General features: G+C 69.9%; 12 protein-coding genes and 1 pseudogene. 7 read left to right on the top strand and 6 right to left on the bottom strand.

The window, feature by feature from the left end; genetic code table 11:
- Window positions 1-3: 3 nt before the first annotated feature.
- Both Prum_RS27085 and Prum_RS27080 read right to left on the bottom strand, forming a co-directional pair.
- The gene (locus Prum_RS27085; RefSeq protein ID WP_173079044.1) at window positions 4-1,209 is read right to left on the bottom strand and encodes a deoxyguanosinetriphosphate triphosphohydrolase; all 1,206 of its coding nucleotides are present in this window, start codon (window positions 1,207-1,209) and stop codon (window positions 4-6) included.
- Window positions 1,210-1,228: 19 nt separating this feature from the next.
- Window positions 1,229-1,582 (bottom strand): VOC family protein, encoded by a 354-nt coding sequence (locus Prum_RS27080; protein WP_173079043.1) that lies wholly within the window; start codon window positions 1,580-1,582, stop codon window positions 1,229-1,231.
- A gap of 294 nt (window positions 1,583-1,876) precedes the next feature.
- Between Prum_RS27080 and Prum_RS27075 the strand changes: the two genes are divergently transcribed.
- Genes Prum_RS27075 through Prum_RS27060 form a run of 4 tightly spaced genes read left to right on the top strand, consistent with a single transcriptional unit; the run spans window position 1,877 to window position 4,057 of the window.
- Window positions 1,877-2,281: a hypothetical protein gene (locus Prum_RS27075; protein ID WP_173079042.1), complete on the top strand. Its 405-nt coding sequence runs from the start codon at window positions 1,877-1,879 to the stop codon at window positions 2,279-2,281.
- Window positions 2,278-3,171: a DUF4388 domain-containing protein gene (locus tag Prum_RS27070; protein ID WP_173079041.1), complete on the top strand. Its 894-nt coding sequence runs from the start codon at window positions 2,278-2,280 to the stop codon at window positions 3,169-3,171. Before Prum_RS27075 ends, Prum_RS27070 begins: the two co-directional genes overlap by 4 nt.
- A 28-nt stretch (window positions 3,172-3,199) precedes the next feature.
- Complete coding sequence (locus Prum_RS27065) at window positions 3,200-3,670, top strand: roadblock/LC7 domain-containing protein (RefSeq protein ID WP_173079040.1); 471 nt, start codon at window positions 3,200-3,202, stop codon at window positions 3,668-3,670.
- Between the two features lie 15 nt (window positions 3,671-3,685).
- A complete protein-coding gene (locus tag Prum_RS27060) occupies window positions 3,686-4,057 on the top strand; it encodes a roadblock/LC7 domain-containing protein (RefSeq protein WP_173079039.1) in 372 nt (123 codons plus the stop codon).
- A 61-nt stretch (window positions 4,058-4,118) separates the two neighbouring features.
- Here Prum_RS27060 and ppdK read toward each other — a convergent pair.
- Window positions 4,119-6,829: pseudogene (ppdK, locus tag Prum_RS27055) on the bottom strand (pyruvate, phosphate dikinase).
- A 197-nt stretch (window positions 6,830-7,026) separates the two neighbouring features.
- Between ppdK and Prum_RS27050 the strand changes: the two are divergent.
- Window positions 7,027-8,244, top strand: coding sequence for a SigE family RNA polymerase sigma factor (locus tag Prum_RS27050; RefSeq protein WP_218577351.1), 1,218 nt, complete (start codon window positions 7,027-7,029; stop codon window positions 8,242-8,244).
- On the opposite strand, the gene dusB is transcribed toward Prum_RS27050, so the two are convergent.
- Window positions 8,233-9,345, bottom strand: coding sequence for a tRNA dihydrouridine synthase DusB (gene dusB / locus Prum_RS27045; protein WP_173084203.1), 1,113 nt, complete (start codon window positions 9,343-9,345; stop codon window positions 8,233-8,235). The genes Prum_RS27050 and dusB overlap by 12 nt on opposite strands.
- Window positions 9,346-9,403: 58 nt before the next feature.
- Between dusB and Prum_RS27040 the strand changes: the two genes are divergently transcribed.
- The gene (locus Prum_RS27040) at window positions 9,404-9,907 is read left to right on the top strand and encodes an XdhC family protein (protein ID WP_246278117.1); all 504 of its coding nucleotides are present in this window, start codon (window positions 9,404-9,406) and stop codon (window positions 9,905-9,907) included.
- 147 nt (window positions 9,908-10,054) lie between these two features.
- Complete coding sequence (locus Prum_RS27035; protein ID WP_246278116.1) at window positions 10,055-11,029, top strand: type IV toxin-antitoxin system AbiEi family antitoxin domain-containing protein; 975 nt, start codon at window positions 10,055-10,057, stop codon at window positions 11,027-11,029.
- A gap of 39 nt (window positions 11,030-11,068) precedes the next feature.
- On the opposite strand, the gene Prum_RS27030 is transcribed toward Prum_RS27035, so the two are convergent.
- Window positions 11,069-12,448, bottom strand: coding sequence for a glycine--tRNA ligase (locus Prum_RS27030; RefSeq protein WP_173079038.1), 1,380 nt, complete (start codon window positions 12,446-12,448; stop codon window positions 11,069-11,071).
- Window positions 12,449-12,561: 113 nt separating this feature from the next.
- Window positions 12,562-13,038: an Rv0361 family membrane protein gene (locus Prum_RS27025; protein ID WP_173084195.1), complete on the bottom strand. Its 477-nt coding sequence runs from the start codon at window positions 13,036-13,038 to the stop codon at window positions 12,562-12,564.
- Window positions 13,039-13,066 lie beyond the last annotated feature (28 nt).

Here is a 13,066-nt window from a genome sequence, read left to right as displayed (position 1 = left end):
CTATCACCCTCCGTTCAGTCGCTCATGCAAGGCTACGGCGGCCGGATCGGTCAGGGAGGCCACCTGGTCGATTACCACCCGCAACCGGGCCGCGTCGTCGGGCGCGGCCTTCCACAGCGGGCCGAACACCGGGTCGAGCCCGTCCGGGGCGCGCGCGGCGAGCGTGCGCACCAGGTCGGTGAGGATCTCCCGCTGCCGCACGTACCACCCCTCGGCCCCGGCGCGGCGCATGACGTACCGCAGCGCCATGCCCTTGAGCAGGGCGCACTGGGCCCGGATCTCGCGCGGCACGACCAGGTCGGCGGCGTACCGGCGCAGCGGCCCGTCGCCGTACCGCTCCTTGGTGGCCTCGACCGCGGCCGCCACGAACCGGCCGATCTGCACGCTGGTCGCGCCCTTGAGCGCGGCCTGCGCCCGGTAGCTGCCGTCGTAGTCGGCCAGCGGCGCGAGCGCCGGGTCGCCGAGCAGGTCCGCGAGCACCTCGGCCAGGTAGGGGGCGGACTCGGAGGAGTACGCGGCGGCCACGTCCGCACACAGCGCGGCCCGCTCGTCCGCGCCGGCCCGCAGCGGGGCCAGCGCGATGTAGCCGCCGTGCACGCCGTCCTCGACGTCGTGCACCGAATACGCGACGTCGTCGGCCCAGTCCATCACCTGCGCCTCCAGGCACTGCGCCGCGTCCGGCGCGCCGGCGCGTACCCAATCGAAGATCTCCGCGTCGTCGGGGTAGACGCCGAACTTGCGCCGCCCGGGGCGGCGCGGCCAGGGATATTTACAGGTCGCGTCCAGCGAGGCCCGCGTCAGATTGAGGCCAGCACCGTCGATCTTCGCTTCCAGACGCGTGAGTACGCGCAGCGTCTGCGCGTTTCCCTCGAACCCGCCACACGCCTGCGCGACGGCGTCCAACGCGTCTTCGCCGTTGTGGCCGAACGGCGGGTGGCCCAGGTCGTGGGCGAGCCCGGCGACGTCGACCAGGTCCGGGTCGCACCCCAGCCGGGCGCCCATCTCCCGGGCGATCTGCGCGACCTCCAGCGAGTGCGTGAGTCGGGTACGGAGGAAGTCGTCGGACCCGGCGGTGTGCACCTGGGTCTTCGCGGCGAGCCGCCGGAACGCCGCGGAGTGCAGCACCCGGGCCCGGTCCCGCTCGAACGGACTGCGCCCGTAGCCCGTGTCCTTCGCCGGCTCGGGCACGAACCGCTCGGCCTCGATCACGCCCTGAGCCTAGTCTTGGTCACATCCGTTGGCGCAGTACGCAGAACTCGTTGCCCTCCGGGTCGGCCAGCACCACCCAGCTCGCGTCGTTGGCCTGGCCGACGTCGACGTGCCGGGCGCCCATGTTGACCAGGCGCTCGACCTCGGCCTCCTGCTCGGCCGGGCGCAGGTCGATGTGCAGGCGGTTCTGTCCGGCCTTGGCGTCGGGCACCGGCACGAAGATCAGGCCGGGCAACTGGTCCGGCGTGCGGCGGATCTCCACCTCGTCGGGCCGCTCGTAGGTGATCTGGTAACCGAGCGCCTCGGCCCACCAGCGCGCCAGCCGCGCGGGGTCAAGGGCACTGACGACCAGGTTCTCCCACCGGCTGCCCATCGGCCACACCTCCGTTGTCACCGGACTACGTCAAAGTGACGACCAGGTTACGCCCAGGATCATTGTCGCGCGTACCGCCGCGATTCGGGCCTGCTGTCGAAGGTCCACAGCAACCACCGATCAGATGAGAGTTGGTGACCGATCGCCGGCCGTTATGATCTGGCCGCGCGGAGTAACGTGCTCGGACGTAAGTCCTGGCCGGTGGCGTGGCCGGCCCACCATCACTATGCCCGGAGTTCGACGTCTCCCTGGCCGGACAGGACGTCGATGCTTCCTCCGGGTGGAGGAGCCTACGTGTCCGGCATAGACGACTGCCTTGCGCAGGCCATGGCCATCCGCGGCGCCATGGGAGCCAGCCTCGTCGACCACACCACCGGGTTCGCGATCGGCAGCGCGGGGCGCGCGCCGACCGACGACCCGGACGCAACCTGGACCGGGACGGCGGAGATCGTCAACGCCGCCGCCACCCGAGCCCCGTTCGTATCCGCCCATCCGGGTGACCGGATCGAAGACATCATCATCACCACCCTCGGCGGCTATCACCTCATCCAGCAGGTGCACACGCGGTTCGACAGCCGTCTCGTGCTGTACCTCTGGCTCGATCGCGACCAGGGCAATCTGGCCATGGCCCGGAGACGGTTGCGGATGCTCGCCGACGACCTCGCCGGAGTGGCCGCCGCAGCCGCGCGCGCGTCATGAAGGCCAGCCGTCCAGCGAAGGCGGTCCAACCCCGGCGTACCCTCACCCAGCTCGCCGGGGCCCGAGAGACCGGCGCGCTGCATGTGGAGGGTGAGCCCGGCGGCACGGTGTACCTGACCGCTGGGTGGGTCAGCTACGTCGACTCCCCGGCGGCGCCCGGGGTCGGCGACCTGCTCACCGCCTCCGGCCGGGTGCCGGCGCCGGTCTGGCAGGCCGCGACGGCCAACGGCCGGGACGTCGGCGCCCAGCTCGTCGCGGCGGGGCACCTCACCCAGGGCGAGCTGGAGCTGTGCGTGCTCGGCGCCATCTACGACGCCGCGTTCTTCGTACTCAACCCGGCGCCGGCCAAGGTGCGCTTCGAGCCGGGCGAGACGCACTGGCTCGGCCCGGTGTGCCAGGTCGACGCCGCCGTGCTGGGCCGGGAGCTCACCCGGCGGCGCCGGCTGCTCGACGAGGCGCATCCGCAGTCCGATGTGGACGCCGATCCGGTGCGGACCATATCGCGCGCCCCGGCGCCGCGGCTGGTGCTCACCGCCCCGCAGTGGGAGCTGATCGTCCACTGTGACGGCCAGCGGACGGCCGCCGACCTGGCTCGGCTGCTCGGCCGCGCGGCCTACACCACCGTGCTGGAGCTGCGCCGCCTCGCGGCCGCCGGTTTGGTGTCCGCGAACGGGCACGCGGAGCCGCCCGCCAGCCCACCGGAACGCAAGCCGGCCGCGGCGTCGCGACGCACCGTGCCGGCCACCTCCAGCCGGCCGATGCAGGCGGAGGCGCGCCTGCCCCGCCGTACGCCAGCCGTGCCGGCCGGTCCACCACCGGTCGAGGCGGGGCTGGACGGTCCGGACGAGTCGACGCTCACCCGGATCCGATCGGGACTCGAAGCGCTGTAATCCAAAACCAATATGAGGGGGGCGATCCTTGGACGGATCCGTTGAGCTACGGGAGCTGCGGCAGCGGCTGCCCGACATCGCCGGTGCCGTACTGGCCAGCACCGACGGCATGCTCATCGCCAGCGAGATGGGCGGCGACAAGGACGGTGTCGACGCGGAGACCGTGGCCGCGCTGTCCGCCGCCAGTCTCGGCCTGGGGCAACGGTTCGCGGCGACGGTGCACCACGGGCAGATGCGCGAGGCGGTGATCCAGGCGGACGGCGGCTGCATCGTCACCTACGCGGCCGGAAGGGGCGGCCTGCTGACCGTGCTGGGCTGCCCGCACGCGAACCTGGCCCGGCTGCACATGGAAGCCCGGCGGGTGGCCGCCCGGCTCGGTCATCTCGTCGACGGTCCGCCGCCGACGCCCACGCTACGGCCGTCCGCACCCGCCTACGGCCGCCAACCGCTCACCACGCGCAAACCCATGGCAACGATCGTGTCCGACCAAACCATCTAGTAGGAGGGACCACCCATGGCAGACATGGACACCGCACTCAAGGAGATCATGCAGATCGACGGTGCCATCGGCGCGGCGCTGGCCGACTACACCAGCGGCATGGCGCTCGGCACGATCGGCGGCACCAAAGAGCTCGACCTGTCGGTCGCGGCCGCCGGCAACACCGACGTTGTCCGCGCCAAGCTCCGGGCGATGGAGATGCTCGGCATCAAGGAGACCATCGAGGACATCCTGATCACATTGGACACTCAGTACCACATGATCCGGCCGCTGACCGGGCGGGCCGGAAAGGGACTGTTCCTCTACGTCGCGCTGCTGAAGTCCCGCGCGAACCTCGCGATGGCCAGGCACCACCTCCGCACCATCGAGGAGAAACTCGACGTCTAGGGCTGCAAGGAAGGGCCCCCTGTTATCACTTTTTGCATAGCAGGGGGCCCTTCCTAACCTCTCAGCGGGTGTCGGAGGCCGCCGTGGTGGTGAAGACGGCGGCGCGGCCGGCTTCTAGGCGGGCGATCGGCACGCGGAACGGCGAGCAGGACACGTAGTCCAGGCCGACCTCGTGGAAGAAGTGCACCGACTCGGGGTCGCCGCCGTGCTCGCCGCACACGCCCAACTTCAGCTCGGGACGCGCGGCCCGACCCTCGTCCACCGCGATGCGCACCAGCCGGCCCACGCCGTCCCGGTCGATCGCCTCGAACGGCGAGATGCCGAAGATGCCGAGTTCGAGGTAGCGCCAGAAAAACGCGCCCTCCACGTCGTCGCGCGAGAAGCCCCAAGCCATCTGGGTCAGATCGTTGGTGCCGAACGAGAAGAACTCGGCCGCCTCGGCGATCTGCCCGGCGGTCAGCGCGGCCCGCGGCACCTCGATCATCGTGCCGATCGGGATGTCCACCTCGCCGACCTCCGCGACGATGCGCTCGGCCTCGACGCGTACCGTCTCCAGCTCCTGCACGGCGCCGACCAGCGGCACCATGATCTCCGGCCGGGGCGTCCCGCCCGGTGCAGGCACTCCACGGCGGCCTCGGCGATCGCGCGCACCTGCATCGCGAACAGGCCCGGGATGACCAGGCCGAGCCGCACGCCGCGCAGCCCCAGCATGGGGTTTTGCTCGTGCATCCGGCGCACGGCCACGAGCAGCGCCTCGTCCTTGCCGGCGTCCTCGCCGCGCTCGTGCGCGACCGCCACGTGCACCGCCAGCTCCTCCAGCGACGGCAGAAACTCGTGCAGCGGCGGGTCGATCAGCCGCACCGTCACCGGCAGGTCGTCCATCGCCTCGAAGATCTCGACGAAGTCGGCCTTCTGCAAGGGCAGCAGCGCGTCGAGCGCGTCCTGGCGTTCGGCGTCGGTGCGGGCGAGGATCAGCCGCTCGACCAGCTCCCGCCGGTCGCCGAGGAACATGTGCTCGGTCCGGCACAGGCCGATCCCTTCGGCGCCGAAGCGCCGGGCCCGGGCCGAGTCCTCCCCGGTGTCGGCGTTCGTCCGCACGAGCAGCCGCCGCTTGGCGTCAGCGTGCGTCAGGATCCGGTGTACGGCGGAGACGAGCGCATCCTCTGTGGACTCCAGTGTCCCCTCGAAGTACTGCACGACGGCGGACGGCCGTACCGGCACCTCGCCGAGGTAGATGCGCCCGGTGGTGCCGTCGATCGAGATGACGTCGCCCTCGCGTACCGTCTGATTGTCCACAATGAACTTGCCGCCGTGCGTGTCGACCTCAAGCGCGTCGGCGCCGCACACGCACGTCTTGCCCATCCCCCGGGCGACCACGGCGGCGTGGCTGGTCTTGCCGCCGCGCGAGGTGAGGATGCCCTGGGCCGCGATCATGCCGGGCAGGTCGTCCGGGTTGGTCTCCCGGCGGACCAGGATGACCGCCTCGCCCTCCTTCGCCAGCTCCGCCGCGCGTTCGGAGTCGAACACCGCCTTGCCCACGGCCGCGCCCGGCGACGCGCCGATGCCCCGGGCCAGCGACGCCGGCTCGTCCGACAGGTCGAAGCGGGGGAACATGAGCTGGCCGAGCTGCGCGCCGGTGACCCGGCTCAGCGCCTCGTCGAGGTCGATGATGCCCTCGTCGACGAGCTGGCCCGCGATGATGAACGCCGCCGCGGCGGTGCGCTTGCCCACCCGGGTCTGCAGCATCCACAGCTTGCCGCGCTCGATGGTGAACTCGATGTCGCAGAGGTCGCGGTAGTGCCCCTCCAGCGTGGCCATGATGCCGAGCAGTTCGTCGTACGACCGCTTGTCCAGCCGTTCCAGCTCCTGCAGCGGCACGGTGTTGCGGATGCCGGCGACGACGTCCTCGCCCTGGGCGTTCGTCAGGTAGTCGCCGTAGATGCCCTGCGCGCCGGAGGCCGGGTCGCGGGTGAAGGCGACACCGGTGCCCGAGTCGGAGCCGAGGTTGCCGAAGACCATCGCCACGACGTTGACCGCCGTGCCCAGGTCGGCCGGGATCCGCTCCTGCCGGCGGTAGAGCACCGCCCGATCGGCGTTCCACGACTCGAAGACCGCCCGGATGGCGAGGTCGAGCTGCTCGCGGGCGTCCTGCGGGAAGTCGCGGCCGGTGTGCTTGAGGAAGATCTTCTTGTACTCGCCGACCAGCATGCGCAGGTCGCCGGCGTCCAGGTCGAGGTCGTTCGTCGTACCCCTGGCGTGTTTGGCGTCGTCGAGCGCCTGCTCGAACTCCTCGCCCGGCACGTCGCAGACGGTCTTGCCGTACATCTGGATGAGCCGGCGGTAGGAGTCCCAGGCGAAGCGGTCGTTGCCGCCCGCCTGGGCGGCGAGGCCGGCGACGCTGTCGTCGTTGAGGCCGACATTGAGGACGGTCTCCATCATGCCCGGCATGGAGAACCGGGCGCCGGAGCGCACCGAGACGAGCAACGGGTCCGCCGGGTCGCCGAGGCGCTTGCCCCGGGTGTTCTCCAGCGCGGAGAGGTACTCGGCGATCTGCTCGGCCAGCCCGTCGGGCTCCCGGCCGGTCGCCAGGTAGGCGCGGCACGCCTCGGTAGTGATGGTGAAGCCGGGTGGGACCGGCAACCCGAGGTTGGTCATCTCGGCGAGGTTCGCACCCTTGCCGCCGAGCAGGTCCGCTAGATCCTTGTTTCCTTCGGCGAAGTCGTAAACGTACTTGTCCACAGCCACTAGACCCTCCCGACCAACGATCACCATTGAACGAAGGCTCAGTCACCCCAATGGTGCGCGAAGGTTAAGCGACATTCGAGGGCCCCAGGGAGAGTTCGGTGACAATAGGCACAGTCACCGGCACTATTCGTGTTCGTACCCGTTTCTGGGAACGCTTCCATGCGCACAACCGCGCAATGCAACCTGCGCGGCGGTCGCGTGCGCCTTAGTCGTGAGGAGGCGCGATGCGACACCTGAACCCAGCGGCGGAGGACGAGTTCGCCGCCTTCTTCGCCGCCCGGTTTCCCCAGGTACGCCGGCTCGCGTACCTGCTGAGCGGGGACTGGCACGGCGCGGACGACCTGGCCCAGACGGCGTTCGTCCGGGTCGCGTCGTCGTGGCACCGGATACGCCAGGGCGAGGCGCTCGACGCGTACGTCCGGACCTGCCTGATGCGCTCGTTCCTGAGCGAGCAGCGGCGGGCCTGGCGCAAGCGGGAGGCGTCCAGGGCCGACCCGCCAGACCACGCGGACGGTCTGGACAGCGCGGACGCGATCACCGACCGGGTGGTGCTGATGCGGGCGCTGGCCCAGGTGCCGGCCCGCCAGCGCGCCGTGCTGGTCTGCCGCTTCTACGACGGGCTGGACGTGGCGGGCACCGCCGACGCCCTCGGCTGCAGTCAAGGCACCGTGAAAAGTCAATCTGCCCGGGGCCTGGCCGCACTGCGGGCGGCGCTCGGCGACGCCCTACCCGAGATCACCACCGCCGTGAGCGGACCGACCAGGCGGGGACCTGACATGACCATCGACCAACTCCACCGTCACCTCAGTACGGCCGCCGAGGACGACCTCGCACCCCCGACCCGGGTGACCGCGTCCGCCGTCTACCTCGCCGGCCGACGGCGACGTACCCGGATCTGCTGGTCCGCCGGCGCGGCGGCGGTGACGACGCTTGCCCTGGCCTCGGCGGGCGTGGCCACGCTCGTCACCGGCCAGTCCGGCGGTCATCTGGCCGGCGGGTCGGAGGACTTCACGCCCGCCGACCCCAGCTGCCGGACCGTCGCCGAGACGGTACGGGACGCCGCCGCGTCCGTGCTGCCGGACGGCATCCAATGGGAGGCGCCCCGGCTGAACGAGGGCACCGCGGATCAGCCGTGCGACACCGGCGGGCTCTTCTGGCTGCCGTTCGAGTACCAGGGCCGGGACGGCGAGCTGGGCTTCGAGGGCGGCACCGGCATGACGGAGCGCGGCTGCGACCCGGAGCGCAAGCCGGCGAAGTGCCAGGAGATCGAGGGCGGCGAGATCGGCCACCTGAACAACTCCGAGGAGTACGGCGTGCTCTACAGCCGTGACGGCGTGTTCTTCTTCCTCGGCCTGTCCCGCGGGCAGGGCGAGCCGACGCTGACCACCGATCAGCTGGCGGACGCGGCCCGGGTGGTGGCGACCGTCTTCTCAACCCCCTGAGTCGGGCAGCTCGGCACCCTCGGGCACCGCGTCGTCGTCGCGGCTGGCCAGCCACCCTTCCGGCAGGAACACCTTGCCCGGCGAGTTGGTGCGGCCGCGCGGCTGACCGAGCGTGTGCGCCGGGAAGGGCTCATCCGGGTCGAGCTGGGCAAGCAGGTCGTCCAGCTCGATCTGGCTGCTGATCATGGCGAGCCGGCGGCGCAGGTCGGCACCGACCGGAAAGCCCTTCAGGTACCAGGCCACGTGCTTGCGGAAGTCGGTGCAGGCGTCCCGCTCGCTCTGGAACGCCTGGATCAGCAGCTCGGCGTGGCGGCGCATGGTCGCGGCCACCTGGCCGAGGGAGGGCATGACCCGCGTGGGGTCGTTGCGGAAGGCCGCCGCCAGGTCGGCGAACAGCCACGGTCGGCCCAGGCAGCCCCGGCCGACCACGACTCCGTCGGCGCCGGTGTGGTCGAGCATCCGGAGCGCGTCGTCGGCCTCCCAGATGTCGCCGTTGCCGAGCACCGGCACGTCGAGCCGCTGCTTCAGGTCGGCGATCGCGTCCCAGTCGGCGGTGCCGGAGTAGCGCTGCGCCGCCGTACGCCCGTGCAGAGCGACCGCCGCCACGCCGGCGTCCTGCGCGATCAGGCCGGCATCGACGTACGTCAGATGGTCGTCGTCAATGCCCTTGCGCATCTTCACGGTGACCGGCACGCCCGCCGGCGCCGCCGCCTCGACCGCGCCGCGCACGATCTTGGCGAACAGCCGGCGCCGCCAGGGCAGGGCCGAGCCGCCGCCCTTGCGGGTCACCTTGGGCACCGGGCAGCCGAAGTTGAGGTCGACGTGATCGGCCAGGTCCTCGCTGACGATGATCTCGACGGCCTTGCGGGTGATCGCCGGGTCGACGCCGTACAGCTGAAGGCTCCGCGGCCGCTCCCCCGCGGCAAAGGCGATCATGCGCCTGGTCTTCGGGTTACGCTCGACCAACGCGACGGTGGTGATCATCTCGCACACGTAGAGGCCGGCGCCGTACTCCCGGCAAAGCTGGCGAAACGCCACATTGGTGATGCCGGCCATCGGGGCCAGCACCACCGGCGGGTCGATCGGATAGCGACCCAACATCAGCGTTCCACTCACGGTCACCAGGGTAGTTTGTAGAGGTGACCAGTTCTGACCCGGCGTGCGCCACGGCACACGGCGAACTGCCCCCGACCACGGTCCGCGCACGCTCGTCGCCATCTTCGAGTCGCCGGTCGCCGACCATCTGCTGCGCTTCGCCGCCGACCTCGGCTTTCGCGCGGTGCTCGTCGAACCCAACCCGCAACTGCTCGCCGGCACACCCCGCCCGCACGGCGACCAGACGGTGTCCAGTGTGGACGCCGCCGGCCTGACCGCGCAGACCGACGTCGTCGTCACCGACCACGACCGGCCCGAGTTGGGCACCGTGCTGCGCGACGTACTGAAGGCGAAGACCCGCTGGGTCGGCGTGATGGGCAGCCCACGCCACGCCCCGCAGCACGTACCGGCCCTGCAGGCGCTGGGCGTGGATGACGGCGAGATCGCCCGCGTACACCGCCCGATCGGCCTCAACATCGGCTCGAAAACACCCGCCGAGATCGCACTGTCCACACTGGCCGGCCTAATAGCCGACCGCAACGCCCGCCCAGGCGGCTTCACCTTCTAAAGCGTGCAAGGAAGGGCACCTTGTTAACGCTTTCTGCATAGGAAGGGCCCCCTTCTAACTCCCGAGTTATCCACAGCCCACTCGGTTATCCACAGATCAACAAGGCGCACCTTTTCAAGGCTCGCGTTTGGCGCCATCCTGCCCCACGTGATTTCACCAACGGAGCAGCAGACGGCCGACAAGGATCTGGCAGCGACGGCGGAGCGGCAGCACCAGATCGTCACCAGAGCCCAACTCATCCGTGCCGGGGTTGATGACATGGCTATGTGTCGGCGCGCCAAGAAAGGGCAGTACCAGCGGGTGCTGCCAGCCGTATATTCCCTGGTCACTGGCACGCTTACTGTCGAGCAACGCCGGATCGCCGCAGCGCTCTACGCCGGTCCGGATGCACAGATCACCGGGTTGGCAGCGCTCGAGTGGTACGGCTTCAGGTACGCCCCAAGGACCGAGAAGGTACAGCTGATCGTCCCGCATCATGCTCGTCGGCGGTCAGTAGGCCACGCGGTCATCCAACGAGCGCTCACGCTCGACGAGCGGCCACGACACACCGAGGTTTACACGGTCTGCTCCCCCGCCCGTGCTGTGGTCGACGCCTGCCGTGAGCTGCGCGACCTGCGAACCGTCCGCGCGATCGTGGCGGAGTCGATCCAGCGCAACTATACGAGCTTGAAGGCTCTCGACGAGGAGGTACGGCGTGCCCGACGCAGTCGTACCGCGCTGGTTCGGCGGGCGCTGAAGGAGGTTATCGAAGGTATCCGCTCGGCTGCTGAAGCAGATCTTCGAGACTGCCTCTCGACAAGCCGGATACTGCCTGAGATCCTCTGGAACCCCTCACTCCGGACGGCCGACGGCACGGCTTTGCCAACTCCGGACGCGTGGATCGCCGAGGCGTCACTTGCGGTCGAAGTGGACTCCCGGGAGTTCCACTTCGCACCCGAGGACTGGCGGCGGTCGCTGGATCGCCACAACGTGCTAGGAAGGTACGGAATCCTCGTACTTCACTTCACACCCGCCGAAATCCGCCAAGATCCAGCACGAGTTCGACGGATTGTAGAGGACGCCTACAGAGCCCGCCGGGGAACAGCCGCCTCCTGCGAGGTGTTAGTAGGGGTCCCTTCCTAGGCAGAATGCGATAACAAGGTGCCCTTCCTTGCGGCCTGGCTAGCAGAGGGGGAGGCGGTCTAGGAGGTAGCGCTCTACCTGGTCCAGGGGGATGCGCTCCTGCTGCATGGTGTCGCGATCCCGTACCGTCACGGCGTCGTCCTGGAGCGTGTCGAAGTCGACCGTCACGCAGTACGGGGTGCCGATCTCGTCCTGCCGCCGGTAGCGCCGACCGATCGCCTGCGAGTCGTCGAACTCCACGATCCACCGCTTGCGCAGCGTCGCGGCCAGTGCGCGGGCCTTCGGCGACAGGTCCGGGTTACGCGACAGGGGCAGCACCGCCACCTTGATCGGCGCCAGCCGCGGGTCGAAACGCATCACGGTGCGCTTGTCGACACCGCCCTTGGTGTTGGGCGCCTCGTCCTCGTCGTACGCCTCGAGCAGGAACGCCAGCACCGCGCGGGTGAGGCCGGCTGCCGGCTCGATGACGTACGGCACCCAGCGCTCCTGCTTTTCCTGGTCGAAGTAGGACAGGTCGACGCCGGAGTGCTTGCTGTGCGTGGAGAGGTCGAAGTCGGTGCGGTTGGCGATGCCCTCCAACTCGGAGAAGTCGGTGCCGCCGAACTGGAAGCGGTACTCGATGTCCACCGTCCGCTTCGAGTAGTGCGACAGCTTCTCCTTCGGGTGCTCGTAGAAGCGCAGGTTTTCCGGGGACAGGCCCAGGTCGGTGTACCAGTTCCAGCGCTCCTGCAACCAGTACTCGTGCCACTGCTCGTCGGAGCCGGGCTCGACGAAGTACTCCATCTCCATCTGCTCGAACTCGCGCGTACGGAAGATGAAGTTGCCCGGCGTGATCTCGTTGCGGAAGGACTTGCCGACCTGCGCGATGCCGAACGGCGGCCGGCGGCGCGACGACGTCATCACGTTGGCGAAGTTGACGAAGATGCCCTGAGCGGTCTCCGGGCGCAGGTAGTGCAGGCCCTCGTCGCTCTCGACCGGGCCGAGGTACGTCTTCATCAGGCCGTTGAACATGCGCGGCTCGGTGAAGGTGCCCTTGTTGCCGCAGTTCGGGCAGTTGATCTCGGAGAGGCCGGCCGGCGGGCGGCCGTGCTTGTGCTCGAACGCCTCTTCCAGGTGGTCGGCACGGAAGCGCTTGTGGCACGACTGGCACTCGGTCAGCGGGTCGACGAAGGCGTCGAGGTGGCCCGAGGCGGCCCACACGTCCTTCGCGAGGATCACGGCCGAGTCCAGGCCGACGATATCGTCGCGCTGCTGGACCATCGAGCGCCACCACTGGCGGCGGACGTTCTCCTTCAGTTCCACGCCGAGTGGGCCGTAGTCCCAGGCCGACCGGGTGCCTCCGTAGATCTCGCTGGAGGGGAAGACGAAGCCTCGGCGCTTGGCGAGGCTGACAACGGCGTCGATACGGTCGGCTGGCATGTGATTTCCTCCTGCGCCGGCTGGCGGCCGGCGGGGATCAAGGGACAACTAAAGGACAACGACATAACGGCTGCCACCACCGTACGGTTACCGGTGGTGCAAACCCCAGCAGATTACTCCGCGATGCCGCAGACCTCGAACCGGCCGGTGCCGCGGTCCTGCGCGAGCGACACCTCCAGCGTCTGGCGCGAACCGCTCGCGTACGTGACGTCGGTCGGCACGGTGAGTGTGGTCAGCTTCACGTCGCCCACCTCGTACGACGTGATCTTCGGCTCGCGCGCGACCCGGGCCGCGAACTGCTGCGGCGACTCGTCCTCCTGGGCGTCTTCGCACAGCAGGTCGTAGGCGGCGTCGTACTTCTCCTCCGAGAGCGCGTCGAAGTAGTCGCCGACGATGGTCTGCGCCTGCTCGTTCAGCGACTCGGCCTGGGTCAGCACCAGCCCGACCAGGGCGGTCCCGCCGGCGCCGCAGCAAAGCACCGTGGCGAGCGCGGCGACACCGAGCCCCAGCCACATCCGCGCCGTACGCCCCTCGACCGGCGGGGCCGCGAACGGCGGCGTCACCCCCGGCCCCGGCGGCGGCGCAGGCACGTCGGGCGGCAACGTCATAGCCGCAAGA

Origin of the sequence: Phytohabitans rumicis (assembly GCF_011764445.1) — a bacterium.
Classification (GTDB): domain Bacteria; phylum Actinomycetota; class Actinomycetes; order Mycobacteriales; family Micromonosporaceae; genus Phytohabitans; species Phytohabitans rumicis.
Note: the sequence above shows the minus strand (reverse complement) of the source record. Positions and strands in the feature narration are given on the sequence as shown.

Coding starts and splice junctions, on each gene's coding strand:
- Prum_RS27070 (WP_173079041.1), top strand. CDS start 2,278: ATGAAGGCCAGCCGTCCAGCGAAGGCGGTCCAACCCCGGCGTACCCTC.
- Prum_RS27060 (WP_173079039.1), top strand. CDS start 3,686: ATGGCAGACATGGACACCGCACTCAAGGAGATCATGCAGATCGACGGT.
- Prum_RS27030 (WP_173079038.1), bottom strand. CDS start 12,448: ATGCCAGCCGACCGTATCGACGCCGTTGTCAGCCTCGCCAAGCGCCGA.
- dusB (WP_173084203.1), bottom strand. CDS start 9,345: ATGTTGGGTCGCTATCCGATCGACCCGCCGGTGGTGCTGGCCCCGATG.
- Prum_RS27050 (WP_218577351.1), top strand. CDS start 7,027: ATGCGACACCTGAACCCAGCGGCGGAGGACGAGTTCGCCGCCTTCTTC.
- Prum_RS27080 (WP_173079043.1), bottom strand. CDS start 1,582: ATGGGCAGCCGGTGGGAGAACCTGGTCGTCAGTGCCCTTGACCCCGCG.